Consider the following 16876-nt stretch of genomic DNA (forward strand, 5'->3'; position numbering starts at 1 on the left):
CCCGGTGGGGGTGCGGGTGCGGGTGCGGGGCGCAGCTGGGGTGTCGTAGACATGACACTGCTGTTGGTCCAGACCTTTCGTCAAGGGGTCTGGGCCGGAGCGCTGGGCAACCCGTTCGGCCGAGTGCGTCGGGGTGAGCGCCCGAAGTGCGGGAACCCGGAGAAATGCGGAAGGTGATGTTCCCAGGGTTTTCCACAGCTTGCACAAGCTTGCACAGGCGAGGACGAACAGTCATGGCTGAGCAGAAAACGGCGCGGACGACATCGGCGCAGGCGCTCCCGAGGCCGTTGCACGCGGCCGCGTCGGCGCTGCGGAAGGTTCCGGGCGCGGAGACGGTCGGCAAGGTCGCCGAGGGCGCGCTGGACAGGATCGGGGCCGTGTCGCCGCGCGGGCGGCGGGTGGTCGTCTACACGGGGGCCGGGGTGCTGGGCATCGCCGGGCTGGTGGAGTGGCCGGTGGCGGCCACCGGGGCGGCGGTGGCGTGGCTGACGCGGCCACGGCCGCAGGAGTCGCCGGAGGCGGAGGCCGCGCGGGTGCTGCAGAACGGGGCGAAGGCATCCGGTGGCGGTGCGGACGGCGGCTCGGGGAAGGCCGGTACGGCCGGGACGAGTACGGCGAAGAAGAGCCCCGCGCGGCGGAGCCCCGCCAGGAAGACCGCGACCCAGACAGCCACCCGGAAGAGCACGGCGGCGAAGGGCACCGCCAAGACGGGCCCCGCCGAGAAGACCGCGGCGAAGAGCACCGCGGCGAAGAACACCGCGGCGAAGAACACCGCGGCGAAGAACACCGCCAAGAAGGCCGCCGCGAAGAGCACGGCGGCGAAGGGCACCGCGGCGAAGAACACCGCGGCGACGAGCACCGCCAACAAGAGCGCGGCCAAGGAGAGTCCCGCCAAGAAGAGCACCGCCAAGAAGAGCACCGCCAAGAAGAGCACCGCCAAGAAGAGCACCGCGAAAAGGAGCACCGCGAAGAAGGCCACGTCCGGTCCTTCGCGCGGTGGGTCCTCCCGCAGCCGGGGCAAGAAGACGGCCGCATCCACCCGAAAGGCGGGCTGAGAGACAACGATGGTCGGTGGACTTCTGACGCGTTCCCAGGGCGCCGTCACCGGGATCGTGCTGGCCGGGCCCCGGCTGCTCGCGCGCGGCACCGCTCCGGCGGTGGGCGCCGCGGCCGGCGCCGTGGCGGGCACCGCACGGGCCGGTGTGCGCGGCGCCGACTTCGCGGCGCGCGCGGCACGGGTCGCCCGCGCCGCCCTGCCGGGCGGCACCCGGGACTGGCGGGCCGGGAACCGGGCGCACCTCGAACTCCGGCCGGCCGCGACGGAGAAGGTGCGCCGGGCGGGCGGCACGGAACGCGTGGCGCGACGGGTGGCGGCGGCACTCGCCGAGCACCCGGACGTGGTGCTCGCCTACTGGGACACCGGTCTCGCCCGGCTGGTGGTGACCGCGACCGAGGAAGCACTCACCGACCGGGTGGTGGACCGGGCCACCGAACTGGCCGAACAGCACGGACTGACCCGGGTGGACCAGCGGGGCCCGGGCGATCCGGTGGAGGAACTGGCCCACCCCGGCGATCCGGTCTCCGTGCGGGTCGCCGCCACAGCCCTCGGGGCCGACATGCTCGGCGTCGCCGCCGCCGTGACCGGCGCGCGCCTGCGGCTGCCGCCCTCGCCCCGCCTGGTGACGGCAGTGGCGACGCTGCTGCGCGAGAACCCCACCTTCCGCGCCTGGCTGCGCGAACGCCTCGGCGCCCACGGCATGGACGTGGCAATGGCCGCCGCCAACGCGGCCGTCCACGGCGCGGGCCAGAGCTACACCTCCCTGGTGCTCGACGGGGCGCTGCGCGTCTGCCAGCTGACGGAGGCGGTGACCCGGACGGCGACCTTCGAAGTCGTGCACGACCAGCTGTGCGCCCCGGACCGGGTCAGCCTGCCCGCCGACCCCGCCCTGCGTCCGCCGCTGCGGAGCACTCCGGCGCAGGACTACGCCGCCCACGCCTCCACCGGGAGTGTGGCCGGCGCGGTGGCGACCCTGCTGGTCAAGCACGACGTGGCCGAGGCCGCCGAGGCCGTACTGGCCGGCTCGCCCAAGGCCGCGCGCTACGGGCCCGCCGCCTTCCACGCCGTACTGAGCGCCGCGCTGTCGCGCACCGGTGTGCTCGTGCGCGACCCCGAACGGCTGCGGCAGCTGGAGATGGCGGCCACCGTCGTCCTGCATCCGAGCGCGTTGCGGGCGCCGGAGGCGGGCGCGGACCCGTGGACCGAGGACGTGCTGGACGCGGCGCGGCGCGGGGGACTGCGCGTGGTGATGGTGGAGGACCCGGCGCTGGCCGACTTCACCGGCCTCGCGGACCAGGTCGTCAGCGCCGAGCGCCCGCTCAGGGACGTGGTGGACGAACTGCGCGCCGAGGGCGGCGTGATCACCGTCGTACGGCCCCGGCCCGGCGACGACGAGACGGTGACGGCCGGGCTGCTCGGCGGGGACGTGGCCGTCGCGCTGGCCGACGCGGACGCCCCGGTGGCGTGGGGCGCGGACGTGCTCGCTCCGCAGGGACTCGCCGACGTGTGGCGGCTGCTGCGGGCGGTGCCGGCGGCCCGCGCGATCGGCCGCCGGTCGCAGACGCTGGCCCGCTCCGGAGCCGCGCTGTCCGGGCTGCTGGTGGCGGTCGGCGAGGCGCGCGGCAAGGGCAAGAACGGTGGCAAGGGCGGCTACTCGGCGCTGCCGGGGCTGCGGCACGCGCCCGTCGACGTGAGCGCGGCGGTGGCCCTGCTGTCCGGCACGCGTGCCGCGCTCGGCGTGGCGACGGCCCGCGCCCCGCACCCCCGGGCGCGGGTGGCGTGGCACACGCTGCACCCCACGGCCGTACGGGAGCGCCTGGAGCGGGAGAAGGAGCCGGAGCCGTCCCTCGCCGAGCAACTGGCGGCCAGGACGCGCGCGGTGGCCGACCGGGCGGGCCGCGCTCCCGTTCTCGCCCCGGTGAAGTGGACCTGGCAACTGGGACAGGCGGTGCGGGGCGAGCTGGACGATCCGCTCACCCCGGTGCTGGCGGTCGGCTCGGCGGCCGAGGCGATCCTCGGCTCCGTCATGGACGCGCTGCTGGTCGTCGGCGCGCTCGACCTGAACGCGCTGGTCGGCGGCTTCCAGCGGCTGCGGGCCGAGCGGGCGCTGTCCGGGCTGCTCGCGCAGCAGAAGCAGAAGGCACGGGTCGCCGAGGAGGAGACGCACGACCCGTCGGCCGAGCCGCTCGTCGTGGACGCCGCCAAGCTGCATCCGGGCCACATCGTCGACCTCAAGGCGGACGACGTCGTGCCCGCCGACGCCCGGCTGCTGTGGGAGGACGGCCTGGAGGTCGACGAGTCCGCGCTCACCGGCGAGTCGCTGCCGGTGGACAAGTGCGTGGACCCCGTCAGGAACGCCCCCGTGGCCGAACGGCACTGCATGGTCTTCGAGGGCACCACGGTGGTGGCCGGCCGCGCCCAGGCGGTCGTCGTGGACACGGGGGAGCACACCGAGGCAGCGCGGGCGGTGTCACTGGCCGCCCGTACGCCCTCGGCGGCCGGAGTGCAGGCCAGACTCCAGGAGCTGACCCGCAAGGCGCTGCCGCTGACGCTGGCGGGCGGGGCCGCGGTGACCGGCCTCTCGCTGCTGCGCGGGACGCCGATCAGGCAGGCCGTCGCCGGTGGTGTGTCGGTGGCGGTGGCCGCCGTGCCCGAGGGGCTGCCGCTGGTGGCGACGGTGGCCCAGCTGGCGGCGGCCCGCCGGCTCAGCCGCCGCGGCGTCCTCGTGCGCACCCCGCGCACGCTGGAGGCGCTGGGCCGCATGGACACCATCTGCTTCGACAAGACCGGCACGCTCACCGAGAACAAGCTGCGGGTGTCGCGGGTGGCGGGCGCCGACGGCACGGTCCGCAAGGCGGCCGACCCGGACGCCGCCGACGCCGTACGGGTCGCGGCGCGCGCCTGCCCCCGCCTGAACGGCGACGGCGCCCGGCCCACCCACGCCACCGACGAGGCCGTCCTGGACGCCGCCGGTGACGACCCGGAGTGGGAGCAGGAGGAGGGCCTGCCCTTCGAGACCTCGCGCGGCTACGCCGCCGCCGTCGGACGGGACGGGGACGGAGCGCCGGTGCTGGTGGTGAAGGGCGCCCCGGAGACCGTGCTGCCCGCCTGCGCCGACCTGCCCGCGCACGCCACCGAGGTGGCGCACGGCCTGGCCCGCGACGGACTGCGCCTCATCGCGGTGGCCGGCCGGCCCCTGCGCAAGGGGGAGAAGGCGGCCGACGTCCTCGAACAGGCGCCGCAGAAGCTGGAGTTCACCGGGATGCTCGGGCTGGCCGACGTGGCCCGCGAGACGTCCCCGGCGCTGGTGCGCGGGCTGCGCGAGGCAGGCGTACGGCCCGTGGTGCTGACCGGCGACCATCCGCAGACCGCCCACGCCATCGCCGTCGACCTGGGCTGGCCCGAGGACGCGGTCGTGGTCACCGGTGACGAGATCGCCGCCGCGGACCGTACGGCACGCTCCCGGATGCTGCGTGACGCGGACGTCGTCGCCCGGGTGGCGCCCGAGCAGAAGCTCCAGGTCGTCGAGTCGATGCGGGACGCCGGACGGGTCGTCGGCATGGTCGGCGACGGCGCCAACGACGCCGCCGCCATCCGCGCCGCCGACATCGGCGTCGGCATCAGCGCCCGCGGCTCGGCCGCGGCCCGCAACGCCGCGGACCTGGTCGTCACGGGCGACGACCTGCTGGTCCTGGTGGAGGCGGTACGGGAGGGCCGGGCGCTGTGGCACAGCGTCGCCGACGCCATCGCCATCCTGATCGGCGGCAACGCGGGCGAGGTCGGCTTCGGCATCCTCGGCACCGTCCTCGGCGGCGCCGCTCCGCTGTCCACCCGTCAGATGCTGCTGGTCAACCTGTTCACCGACCTGTTCCCCGCGATGGCGGTGGCGGTGACGGAGACGGGTGACCCCGAGCAGGAGGACGCCGACGCGGGCGCGCCGCTCGGTACGGCGGTGCTGGGCGAACCCTTGATCCGCCAGATCCGGCACCGGGCGGTGACGACGGCACTCGGCGCGACCGCGGCCTGGCTGTTCGGCCGCTTCACCCCGGGCACGGCGCGCCGCTCGACGACGATGGCCCTGTGCGCGGTGGTGGGCACGCAGCTCGCCCAGACCCTGGCCGACCGCCGGGGCAGCCGCCTGGTCCAGGTCACGTCCCTCGGTTCCGCGACCGCGCTGGTCCTCCTGGTCCAGACCCCGGGCGCCAGCCAGCTCTTCGGCTGCACGCCGCTGGGACCGGTCGCCTGGGCGGGCGTGGCGGCGGCGATCACCCTGGCGCTGGCGGGGCAGCGGGCGCTGCCGCAGGTGGAGGAGGCGGTGGTGAAGTACTGGCCGAAGGCGGCGGAACGGCTGCCGGTGGTGGGGCGCGGCGGCCTGGCGTGAGCGCGGGCCCTGGTGGCGGGGTCGTGTGTCGGCTGCGGGTGGGTGGGGGCTGGTCGCGCGGTCCCCGCGCCCCTGGCGCGTGTGGCCGGGACGGCGTATGGGTGTGCGGGGCGCCCTTGGGGTGTGCGGGGCGCCCCTGGGGCGTGCGGCGGGGCGGTGTATGGAGGTGCGGCGGGTCGCAGAGTAGGCGCGGCCCGTGCGTACGGGCTTGGTGTCACGTGCCCGAACGGGCTGCCACCCGTGCCTCCGGTGACTCCAGGCGCTCGGCCGTCCGCTCGGCCGTGCGGTGGGCCCAGCGGCCGTTGGTGACGGCGCCGAGGACCAGGACCGCGAGGCCGCAGGCGGCCAGGATCCACCAGCCGGGGCGGGCGGCGGAGACGAAGGTGTCGCGGTACGACGACGCGCCCACGCCCGCCGCCAGCACCGCGCCGACCACCGCCACGCCCAGGGTCTGGCCCAGCTGGCGGCTAGTGGAGGCGACGGCCGCGGCGACCCCGGCCTGGGCGCGGGGCATGCCCGAGACGGCGGTGTTGGTGATGGGCGCGTTGACGAAACCGAAGCCGACGCCGAAGAGGACGTAGCCGATGAAGAGGGTGACGTCGGACGTCTCGGCCTCGAAGGCGGCGAACAGGACCCCGCTCAGGGTCAGCGCGCCGCCCGCGATCAGCAGCGGCAGCCGCGGCCCCCGGGTGCCGACCAGCCGCCCGGACAGCGGGGCGCACAGGAAGGTCGGCACGGCCATCGGCAGCATCCACAAGCCCGCGTGCAGGGCGCTCAGCCCGCGCACGTTCTGTAGGTACAGCGTGGACAGGAACAGGAAGCCGCCCAGTGCGGCGAAGGCGCTGACCGCGATCACGGTGGCTCCGCTGAACGGCGCCGAGCGGAAGAAGCGCAGGTCGATGAGGGGTTCGGCGCGGCGGGGCTCGTACCGGAGGAGACCGAGCAGCGCGGCGAGCGCCAGCGCGGCGAACGGCAGTACCGTCGCGGGCCCGGCGTTCGGCGCCTCGATGATCGCGTACGTCAGGGAGCCGAACAGCACGATCACCATCAGCTGGCCCAGCGGGTCGGGGCGGCGGGCCCTCGGTGCGCGGGACTCGGGGACGAAGCGCAGGGTGAGCGCCAGTGCCACGAGGCCCACCGGCAGGTTGACCCAGAAGATCGAACGCCAGCCGACCGACTCCACGAGCAGGCCGCCGACCAGCGGGCCGGCGGCCATCGATATGCCGACGACCGCACCCCACACACCGATCGCGCGGGCGCGCTCGCGGGGTTCGGTGAAGGTGTTGGTGATGATCGACATGGCGACCGGGTTGAGCATGGAACCGCCCACCGCCTGCATCATCCGGAACACGACCAGCCAGGACAGGTCCGGCGCCAGCGAGCACAGCAGCGAGCCGAGGGTGAAGACGACCAGACCCGTCATGAAGACCCGCTTGCGGCCGATCCGGTCGGCGGTGGACCCGGCGAGCATCAGCAGCGCGGCCAGCACCAGCGTGTACGCGTCGATCGCCCACTGGAGGCCCGACGTGCTCGCGTCGAAGTCGCGCTGCATGGCGGGCAGGGCGACGTTGAGGATCGTGTTGTCGATGCTCACGATCAGCAGGCTGGTGCAGCAGATGGCGAGCACGAGCAGGCGTCGGCGGTGGGTGAGCTCGGGCATGGCCGCCATCGTACGCCCGTTTCGATAGTGCGGTTAACTAATGACCTATACATGATCTTCGGCCCCGGGGCACGGCGAGCACTGCCTGGCGTACGTGACAATGGAGGAATGTCCACGCCCACCACCCCCGCCCCCAGCACCACCGCCCGGCCGTTGCAGGTCGGCCCGCACACCGTCGCGCCGCCCGTCGTGCTGGCGCCGATGGCCGGGATCACCAACGCGCCCTTCCGCACGCTGTGCAGGGAGTTCAGTGGTGGCAAGGGGCTCTTCGTGAGCGAGATGATCACCACCCGGGCACTGGTCGAGCGCAACGAGAAGACCATGCAGCTGATCCACTTCGACGCGACCGAGACGCCGCGCTCGATCCAGCTGTACGGCGTGGACCCCGCGACCGTCGGCAAGGCCGTCCGCATGATCGCGGAGGAGGGCCTCGCCGACCACATCGACCTGAACTTCGGCTGCCCCGTCCCCAAGGTGACCCGCAAGGGCGGCGGCTCGGCCCTCCCGTACAAGCGGAACCTGCTGCGGGCCATCGTCCGCGAGGCCGTGAGCGGCGCCGGTGACCTGCCCGTCACCATGAAGATGCGCAAGGGCATCGACGACGACCATCTCACCTATCTCGACGCCGGCCGCATCGCCGTGGAAGAGGGCGTCACCTCCATCGCCCTGCACGGCCGCACCACCGCCCAGCACTACGGCGGCACCGCCGACTGGGACGCCATCGCCCGCCTGAAGGAGCACGTCCCGGAGATCCCGGTCCTCGGGAACGGCGACATCTGGTCGGCCGAGGACGCGCTGCGGATGGTCCGCGAGACCGGCTGCGACGGCGTGGTCGTGGGACGCGGGTGCCTGGGGCGGCCGTGGCTCTTCGCCGACCTGGTGGCCGCCTTCGAGGGGCGTACGGAGGACTACGTGCGGCCCAGCCTGCGCGAGGTCGCCGACGTGATGGTCCGGCACGCCACCCTGCTCGGCGAGTGGATCGGCGACGAGGCGCGCGGCGTCATCGACTTCCGCAAGCACGTCGCCTGGTACCTCAAGGGCTTCGCGGTCGGCTCCGAGATGCGCAAGCGGCTCGCCATCACCTCCTCCCTGGAGGCGCTGCGCGCCGGCCTCGGCGAACTCGACCTGGACCAGCCCTGGCCCACCGGCGCCGACGGCCCCCGCGGCCGCACGTCCGGCAACAACCGGGTGGTCCTGCCGGACGGCTGGCTCAAGGACCCGTACGACTGCGCGGGCGTCGGCGACGAGGCGGAGCTGGACACCTCCGGCGGCTGATCAGTCCTAGGGGCCTGTCCGGCGGATCATGCCGCAGACGCGCACGCCCGTCTGCGGCGTTGTCGTCGGCTGCCCGCTCCCCACGCTGGACCGCGCTCGCGCGGGGGACCCCCACCGCGTCGACGCCCTCCTCCGCCTTGCGGCTGGACGCACCAGCCCCCGCTCACCCGCGCTGATGAGGCGCCGTCGCTCACCTGCGACTTGATCCGCCGGACTAGCCCTTGGCCGGGTGCGGGGTGGAGCCGTAGGCCGTCAGGAAGCGGTCGCGGAAGGAGCTCATCCGCCACACCGGGGCGTCCTGGGCGGGCCTGAGGCCCTCCGTCCAGTTCCAGCCGGCGATCGCGTCGAGCACCTTGGGGTCCTTGGCGACGATCGAGACGGGGACGTCCCGGCTCGTCCTGTCGCCGGTCACGCGCGTGATCGGCTCGTGGTCGCCGAGGAAGACCAGGACCGTGTCGTCGGTGCCGTAGCGCTCCAGCCACTGGGTGAGGCTGGTGACCGAGTACTCGACCGACCTGCCGTACTCCTCCTTGGACCGCGCGGAGTCGGCGATGACGTCCGCCGCCTCCTCGCCCGCCTCCTCGATGCCGTCGAAGACCGACCCGTCGCCGATCTCGTCCCAGCCGACCAGCTCCGGGATCGGCGCCCAGGGCTGGTGGCTGGAGGTCAGGATGATCTCCGCCATCAGCGGCCGGTCGCGTTCCCTGCCGTGCTCCAGGCGCTGGAAGGCCGCCAGCGCGTACTGGTCCGGCATGGTCGACCAGCTGAACTTGGGCCCCTGGTAGCCGACGTCGAACGCGTCGTAGACCTTGTCGAGCCCGTACCACTCAGCCTCCGGCCAGGCCTTCTGCACACCCGGCATGACGCCGACCGTGTCCCACTCGCCGGTCTTCTCGAACGCCTTGGTGAGGGTGAGGTGGTCGCCGGCGGTGACGGTGCGGTAGCGCTGCTGGTTGTCGACCCACAGGCCCGACATGAAGGTGGAGTGGCCGAGCCAGCTGCTGCCCCCGTACGTCGCCGACGTCAGCCAGCCGCTCCGCGCCCGGTAGCCCGCCTCGGCCAGCGCCTTCGTGCCGGTGTCGAGCGTCCGGCCGACACCCGGTGCCATGACCGGGTCCTCGATGGCGCTGCGGCCGTAGCTCTCGATGAACGTGAAGATCACGTCCTTGCCGCGCAGGTCCGGCACCAGTTGCGCGCCGGGCGTGGCGCCGAAGCGGTCGGCCTTCGCCTCCTTCGCGAACGCCGCCTCGTCCCGCAGCGTGTCCACCACCCGGTGCGCCTGCGCCTCCAGCGCCCCGGAGGCGCTCCTGGTGGCCACCGGCACGCCGAAGGTCTGCACGCCCAGCGCCACGCACGTCATCCATACGGTGGCCGCCAGCAGTGCGCCCCGGGCCGCCCGTTCCCGGTGCGCGGCGAGCAGCTCGCCGAGCCGGACCGCCGCCAGCGTCATGAGCACCAGCAGGAGCAGGACCCCCACGACCGCGCCCACCGCGGCCCCGGTCGCCGCCGCCCCGCCCATCGAGTCCGCCACGTACGACCGGGCGTCGTCGAGCAGGCCCCAGTCCAGGACGACGTTGAAGCCCCGCCCCAGGTACTCGGTGAAGCCCATGTCGAGCAGGTTCAGCACGGTCAGCGCACCGAGGCCGGCACCGAACAGCGCTGCCAGCACCAGGCGCGGCACCCGCGGCAGGCAGAGCAGCAGTACCGCCCCGATGACCGCCTCCGCCGGGAGCCGGGCGAACCGGTTGGGCTCCAGGGCGACGAGGGTGTTCGGCAGGAGCAGTGCCCCGAGCACGACAACGGCGGCGAGGACGGTCGTGGTCCGGCGGGCGGCGAGGGCGGCGCGCGGGTGCCGGGTGCGCCAGGCGCGCCAGTGGGCCGGGCGGGCCGGCGCGGCGAGGCGGGCCAGGCGGGTCAGGCGGGTCAGGCGGGCCTTGAGGGACGGGAGCGCGGCGGGTTCGGGTGTGTCGGGGTCGTCGGCGGTCTGCGGTGGCCGGCGGAAATGCGTGGTGACAGGCACCCGGAGGTCCTTCCGTACGTAACCCGGTGGACGGCGGGCCCGGCGAGGGGGCCGGGCCCGCCGTCCTGTCGTACGTTCGCCGAGAGCGGTGTGTTCACCCCGGGCGCGATCACGTCCGCATGGTGAAATCCGACGGCCTGTGGCAGCGTGATTCTCGCCACCTCTGATAGAGGTAGCGCTCAGATGAGCGGATCTTGGGCGGTTCTACTTCTCCAAGGTGTGGCACTGAGTGCCATAGCTTGATCGTTCATCGATCGAACTCAAACGTAGTGAACAGCGCTCGGATGAGCGCCCAGTCGCGCTTCCGGGAGTGCATTCGTTCAAGAAGTGAAAACACAAATGGTCGGTCGCTTGCCAAGCCTTGACTTTCGATCCGCTGGCGGACGAGTGGTTACAGGCGTATGACGCGCAAGTGGACGTACCCAGGTGCCTTTGATCTGGGTACATTCCTCGCCGTCAGGGCAGCCACCGCGTCCTCGAGGAGTCGAGACCCGTGTCGGAAAACAAAGAACCCCAGGTAGCGAACGCGGCGAAGTTCGTTTACGACTTCACCGAGGGCAACAAGGACCTCAAGGACCTCCTCGGCGGCAAGGGCGCCAACCTCGCCGAGATGACCAACCTGGGTCTTCCGGTCCCTCCCGGCTTCACCATCACCACCGAGGCCTGCAAGACCTACCTCGACAGCGGTGAGGAGCCGGCGGCGCTGCGTGACGAGGTGAGCGCGCACCTCGACGCCCTCGAAGAGAAGATGGGCAAGAAGCTCGGCCAGGCCGACAACCCCCTCCTCGTGTCGGTCCGCTCCGGAGCCAAGTTCTCCATGCCCGGCATGATGGACACGGTCCTCAACATCGGCCTCTCCGACAAGTCGGTGCAGGGCCTGGCCAAGCAGGCCGGTGACGACCGGTTCGCCTGGGACTCCTACCGGCGCCTGATCCAGATGTTCGGCAAGACCGTCCTCGGCGTCGACGGCGACCTCTTCGAGGAGGCCCTGGAGGCGGCGAAGGCGGCCAAGAAGGTGGCGGTCGACACCGAGCTGGAGGCGGCCGACCTCAAGAAGCTCGTCACCAAGTTCAAGAAGATCGTCAAGACCGAGGCCGGCCGGGACTTCCCGCAGGACCCGCGCGAGCAGATGGACCTCGCCATCAAGGCCGTCTTCGACTCCTGGAACGGCGAGCGCGCCAAGCTCTACCGCCGCCAGGAGCGCATCCCGCACGACCTCGGCACCGCCGTCAACGTCTGCTCCATGGTCTTCGGCAACCTGGGCCCCGACTCCGGCACCGGCGTCGCCTTCACCCGCGACCCCGCCTCCGGCCACCAGGGCGTCTACGGCGACTACCTCCAGAACGCCCAGGGCGAGGACGTCGTCGCGGGCATCCGCAACACCGTCGCGCTGGCGGAGCTGGAGTCGATCGACAAGAAGTCGTACGACCAGCTGATGCAGATCATGGAGACGCTGGAGAACCACTACCTGGACCTCTGCGACATCGAGTTCACCATCGAGCGCGGCCAGCTGTGGATGCTCCAGACCCGCGTCGGCAAGCGCACGGCGGGCGCGGCCTTCCGCATCGCCACCCAGCTCGTCGACCAGGGCCTCATCGACGAGGCCGAGGCCCTCCAGCGCGTCAACGGCGCCCAGCTCGCGCAGCTGATGTTCCCGCGCTTCGACGACGACGCCAAGGTCGAGAAGGTCGGCCGGGGCATCGCGGCCTCGCCGGGCGCCGCGGTCGGCAAGGCGGTCTTCGACTCGTACACCGCGGTGAAGTGGTCCCGGTCCGGCGAGAAGGTCATCCTGGTGCGTCGCGAGACCAACCCCGACGACCTGGACGGCATGATCGCCGCCGAGGGCATCCTCACCTCGCGCGGCGGCAAGACCTCCCACGCGGCCGTCGTCGCGCGCGGCATGGGCAAGACCTGTGTCTGCGGCGCGGAGGAGCTGGAGGTCGACACCAAGCGGCGCCGGATGACCGTCCCGGGCGGGCACGTCGTCGAGGAGGGCGACGTGATCTCCATCGACGGCTCCTCCGGCAAGGTCTACCTGGGCGAGGTCCCCGTCGTGCCGTCGCCGGTCGTCGAGTACTTCGAGGGGCGCATGCACGCGGGCGCCGAGGACGCCGACGAACTGGTCGAGGCCGTGCACCGCATCATGGCCTTCGCCGACCGCAAGCGCCGGCTGCGGGTGCGCGCCAACGCCGACAACGCCGAGGACGCGCTGCGCGCCCGCCGCTTCGGCGCCCAGGGCATCGGCCTGTGCCGCACCGAGCACATGTTCCTCGGCGACCGGCGCGAGCTGGTGGAGCGGCTGATCCTGGCCGACACCGAGACCGAGCGGGAGGAGTCCCTGAAGGAGCTGCTGCCGCTCCAGAAGCAGGACTTCGTCGAGCTGTTCGAGGCGATGGACGGCCTGCCGGTCACCGTCCGCCTCCTCGACCCGCCGCTGCACGAGTTCCTGCCGGACATCACCGAGCTGTCGGTGCGCGTCGCGCTCGCCGAGTCCCGCCAGGAGCCGCACGAGAACGAGCTGCGCCTGCTCCAGGCCGTGCACCGCCTGCACGAGCAGAACCCGATGCTGGGCCTGCGCGGCGTCCGTCTCGGCCTGGTCATCCCCGGCCTGTTCACGATGCAGGTCCGCGCCATCGCGGAGGCCGCGGCCGAGCGCAAGGCGGCCAAGGGCGACCCGCGCGCCGAGATCATGATCCCGCTGGTCGGCACCGTCCAGGAACTGGAGATCGTCCGCGACGAGGCCGACCAGGTCATCGCCGAGGTCGAGGCGGCCACCGGCGCGAAGCTCAAGCTGTCGATCGGCACGATGATCGAACTGCCGCGCGCCGCGCTGACGGCCGGTCAGATCGCCGAGGCCGCGGAGTTCTTCTCCTTCGGCACCAACGACCTGACCCAGACCGTCTGGGGCTTCAGCCGCGACGACGTCGAGGCCAGCTTCTTCACGGCCTACCTGGAGAAGGGCATCTTCGGCGTCTCCCCGTTCGAGACGATCGACAAGGACGGCGTGGGCTCACTGGTCGCCGCCGCCGCGAAGGAAGGCCGCGCCACCCGCCCCGACCTGAAGCTCGGCGTCTGCGGCGAGCACGGCGGCGACCCCGAGTCGGTCCACTTCTTCCACGAGGTCGGCCTGGACTACGTCTCCTGCTCCCCGTTCCGGATCCCGGTGGCCCGGCTGGAGGCCGGCCGGGCGGCGTCGCAGTCGAAGGGCAGCGACCACCGGTAGGCCCCCTGAGAGGGGCCCAGAGCCCCGGAGCCGCCGTCTGTCACCCGACCACCCTCACCGATCGGCGGCGGCTCCGGTTCACGGGAAAGGGCGGCACCCTGTGCGGGGGTGCCGCCCTTTGTGACGTGCCGTGCCTGTGCCGTGGTCGCGGGCCGTGCCTTTGTGACGTGTTCGATGGTGTGAACTCCTGTGCATTGAGCAGCAGCAAGCTGTCAGCGAAGTTTGAGCGCCCTGGCAGCGGACAGCGGCCCACACCGGAACGGTGGTTGGATGACCTCGACGGATCACAGGGAGACCGCTGGTACGACCGCCACGCGCGGCGGCGAGCAGGCATCGGGAGTGCCGAGCCCCCGGGCCGCCGCCGAGGCGAAGGTGCCCGAGGCCGGGCCCCCCGTCCGCAGGGACCGGCTCGCGGCGCTCGACGGACTGCGTTTCCTGGCGGCCCTGGCCGTGGTCTTCTTCCACTTCGTCGGCCAGGCGCCCTCCACGATGCAGACCATCTGGGGCCGCCCCGTCGGGGACGTGTTCCCCGAGGCCCACGGCTACTTCGCCTTCGGCCGGCTCGGCGTCGAACTGTTCTTCCTGATCAGCGGTTTCGTCATCTGCATGAGCGCGTGGGGGCGTACCCCGCGCGACTTCTTCATCTCCCGGGTCACCCGGCTGTACCCGATGTACTGGGCGGCGATCGCGATCACCGCGTGCGTGATCTACTTCGCTGACAACCCGTTCGGGCACCCGCACCCGCGCGTGCTGTTCGCCAACCTCACGATGCTGCAGACGCCGCTCGGTGTGGAGCACCTCGACTCCGTCTACTGGACGCTCTGGCCCGAGCTGTGCTTCTACCTCACCTTCGCGGTCGTGGTGTGGAAGGGCCTGACCTACCAGCGCGTGGTGATCTACTGCGGGCTGTGGACGGTCGCCGCGGTGCTGGCCCCCAGTGCCGACATCCGGCTGCTGACGCTGCTGGTCAACCCGCCGTCCGCCCCGTACTTCATCGCGGGCATGGCCTTCTACCTCATGTACCGCTACCGGCCGACGCCGCTGCTCTGGGGCATCGTCGCCATGTCGTGGCTGGTGGCGCTGCACTACCTGCTGACGCCCGACGGGGGCCGCCTCAACTGGGACTCCTGGGCGCCGGGGCGCGCCTGGCTGGTCCTGGTGATCACGTTCTTCTTCCTGCTGATCGCCGCCGTCGCCCTCGGCTGGACCAGCCGGATCCGCTGGCGCGGGCTGACCGTCGCGGGCACGCTGACCTTCCCGCTGTACCTGCTGCACGACGCCATCGGCGTGAACGTCCTGCACCGCTTCGGCGACCGCGCCGACCCCTGGGTCGTGGTCGGGCTCACGGTGGCCGGCCTCGTCGCGCTGTCGTACGTCGTGCAGCGGTTCGTCGAGCGCCCCGTGGCGCGGGCCGCACGGCGCTGGCTGAGCAGCGCCGCGTTCAGCCTGAAGCCGCCGGCGCCCCGCCGCTGAGCGAACGGGCCACCGGCGAACGGGTCACCGGTGGACGGGCCACCGGCGAACGGGTCACCGGTGGACGGGCCACCGGCGAACGGGTCACCGGTGGACGGGCCGCCGGTGGACGGGCCGCCGGTGGACGGGCCGCCGGCGAACGGGCCGCCGGCGGCCGTGGGCGCCCGTCAGCCGGCGCCGTCGCTCCGGCGCCGCCGCGCGGCCAGCAGCAGTCCGCCGCCGGCGAGGACGACGACCGCCCCGCCCGCCGCGAGGTACGGCGTGGCGTCGTCGCCGCCGGTCTCGGCCAGGTCGGTGCCCTGCTGCCCGGCGGCCTCCTCCGCGCCGGCGTCGCCGTTCCCGGAGTTCGCGTCCTTCCCGGAGTCCCCGGAGCCGGCCCCGTCGTCGGTGTCCTTGTCGCCGGCGGGCACGAAGTCGGCGGGCGGCTGGTCGCAGCCGACGCCGTCCTTGTCGCGGTCCAGGTGCTCGCCGTAGTGCTTGTCACCCTTCTCGATGTTGGCGTAACCGGCGTCGTACGCCTCGGTGCAGTTCTCGAAGGGGTGGGTGCCTTCGTGCGCCTGGGCGGCGGTCGGCAGGGCGGCGAGGGCGAGCGCGGCGACGGCCACGGCGACGGGCTTGCGGAGCAGGTTCATCAAGAGTCCCGGGAACGGTGCGGATGGGTGGATATGAGGTGACGAACGTATTGAGGTGCAGCAGATGTGGTGGCGTTATGGAGGACTCGTGATGCGAACGTGACGTGACCGGACGGTAGCTCTCCGCTCCGGGCCGCGCGACGCGTACGGTGAGTCCGGTCCGACCAGGGAAGGAGCCGTGGATGACCGGCTGGAACGTGGGCGACATGCCCGGCCTGGACGGGCGCGTCGCCGTCGTCACCGGCGCCAACAGCGGCCTCGGCTACATCGTGGCCCGGGAGCTGGCGCGCAAGGGGGCGAGCGTGGTCCTCGCCTGCCGCAGCGAGCGGCGGGGGAGCGAGGCCGTGGCACGCCTCGTCGGCGAGGTGCCGGACGCCGCCGCGGAACCGGCGCGGCTGGACCTCGGGGACCTGGCCTCGGTCCGGGAGTTCGCGTACGGGCTGCCGTACGACCGGGTCGATCTCCTCGTCAACAACGCCGGGGTGATGGCGCTGCCCTACGGGACGACGACGGACGGCTTCGAAACCCAGTTCGGCGTCAACCACCTGGGCCACTTCGCGCTCACCGGGCTGCTGCTGCCGACCCTGCTCGCCACGCCGGGCGCGCGGATCGTGACCGTCTCCAGCGTCCTGCACGCGCTGGCCAACATCGATCCGCGCGACCTCAACAACGTACGGCGGTACGGGCGCTGGACCGCCTATGCCCGTTCCAAGTCCGCCAACCTGCTCTTCACCCACGAACTGGCGCGGCGGCTCGCGGCACGGGACGGTGCTTCGGACGTGCGCGCGATCGCCGCCCACCCGGGATACGCGGAGACCAACCTCCACAGCGCCGGTCCCCGGGCCGAGGGACGCCGGCTCGCCGAGCGGCTGATCGGGCTCGCCAACCGGGTCGTCGCCCAGCCCGCCGAGGCGGGCGCGCTGCCCGTCCTGTACGCGGCGACCGCGCCCGGCGTCCCCTCCGACTCCTTCACCGGCCCGTCCTTCGCGATGTGGCGCGGGACGCCCGCACCGTCCTGGCGGGCGCCCTGGACCACCGACGACGCGATGGGGGAGCGACTGTGGGCCGCCTCCGAGCGGCTCACGGGCGTCACCTACGAGGCGCTGGGCGCCTGAGCGCGCGCACCCGGCCGCCGCGACGGCGGCCGGGCCACGT

The 16876-nt window shown here is 73.0% G+C and carries 9 protein-coding genes; 6 read left to right on the forward strand and 3 right to left on the reverse strand.

Going from position 1 to position 16876, the window contains the following annotated elements; translation table 11 throughout:
- Positions 1-233 precede the first annotated feature (233 nt).
- Together ACIQ1J_RS28855 and ACIQ1J_RS28860 are read left to right on the forward strand one after the other, a co-directional pair.
- Complete coding sequence (locus ACIQ1J_RS28855) at positions 234-1055, forward strand: histone H1-like repetitive region-containing protein (RefSeq protein ID WP_403561330.1); 822 nt, start codon at positions 234-236, stop codon at positions 1053-1055.
- A gap of 9 nt (positions 1056-1064) precedes the next feature.
- Positions 1065-5438, forward strand: a complete 4374-nt coding sequence (locus tag ACIQ1J_RS28860; protein WP_403561332.1) for an HAD-IC family P-type ATPase — start codon at positions 1065-1067, stop codon at positions 5436-5438.
- A gap of 214 nt (positions 5439-5652) precedes the next feature.
- On the opposite strand, the gene ACIQ1J_RS28865 is transcribed toward ACIQ1J_RS28860, so the two are convergent.
- Positions 5653-7098 carry an MFS transporter gene (locus ACIQ1J_RS28865; RefSeq protein WP_403561334.1) on the reverse strand — a complete coding sequence of 482 codons (1446 nt, stop codon included), beginning with the start codon at positions 7096-7098 and terminating at the stop codon, positions 5653-5655.
- Between the two features lie 108 nt (positions 7099-7206).
- On the opposite strand from ACIQ1J_RS28865, the gene dusB reads away from it, so the two are divergent.
- A complete protein-coding gene (gene dusB, locus ACIQ1J_RS28870) occupies positions 7207-8373 on the forward strand; it encodes a tRNA dihydrouridine synthase DusB (protein WP_403561336.1) in 1167 nt (388 codons plus the stop codon).
- Positions 8374-8587: 214 nt separating this feature from the next.
- Here dusB and ACIQ1J_RS28875 read toward each other — a convergent pair whose 3' ends face one another.
- Positions 8588-10393, reverse strand: a complete 1806-nt coding sequence (locus tag ACIQ1J_RS28875) for a CDP-alcohol phosphatidyltransferase (protein WP_403561338.1) — start codon at positions 10391-10393, stop codon at positions 8588-8590.
- 493 nt (positions 10394-10886) lie between these two features.
- Between ACIQ1J_RS28875 and ppdK the strand changes: the two genes are divergently transcribed.
- Both ppdK and ACIQ1J_RS28885 read left to right on the forward strand, forming a co-directional pair.
- The gene (ppdK, locus tag ACIQ1J_RS28880; RefSeq protein ID WP_403561340.1) at positions 10887-13616 is read left to right on the forward strand and encodes a pyruvate, phosphate dikinase; all 2730 of its coding nucleotides are present in this window, start codon (positions 10887-10889) and stop codon (positions 13614-13616) included.
- Between the two features lie 270 nt (positions 13617-13886).
- The gene (locus ACIQ1J_RS28885; RefSeq protein ID WP_345625840.1) at positions 13887-15089 is read left to right on the forward strand and encodes an acyltransferase; all 1203 of its coding nucleotides are present in this window, start codon (positions 13887-13889) and stop codon (positions 15087-15089) included.
- Positions 15090-15256: 167 nt separating this feature from the next.
- On the opposite strand, the gene ACIQ1J_RS28890 is transcribed toward ACIQ1J_RS28885, so the two are convergent.
- Positions 15257-15721: an LAETG motif-containing sortase-dependent surface protein gene (locus tag ACIQ1J_RS28890; protein ID WP_403561342.1), complete on the reverse strand. Its 465-nt coding sequence runs from the start codon at positions 15719-15721 to the stop codon at positions 15257-15259.
- A 182-nt stretch (positions 15722-15903) separates the two neighbouring features.
- Between ACIQ1J_RS28890 and ACIQ1J_RS28895 the strand changes: the two genes are divergently transcribed.
- Positions 15904-16836, forward strand: a complete 933-nt coding sequence (locus ACIQ1J_RS28895) for an oxidoreductase (protein ID WP_403561344.1) — start codon at positions 15904-15906, stop codon at positions 16834-16836.
- The last annotated feature ends 40 nt before the right edge of the window (positions 16837-16876 follow it).

The organism is Streptomyces sp. NPDC097107 (genome assembly GCF_044762405.1).
Classification (GTDB): Bacteria; Actinomycetota; Actinomycetes; order Streptomycetales; family Streptomycetaceae; genus Streptomyces; species Streptomyces thinghirensis.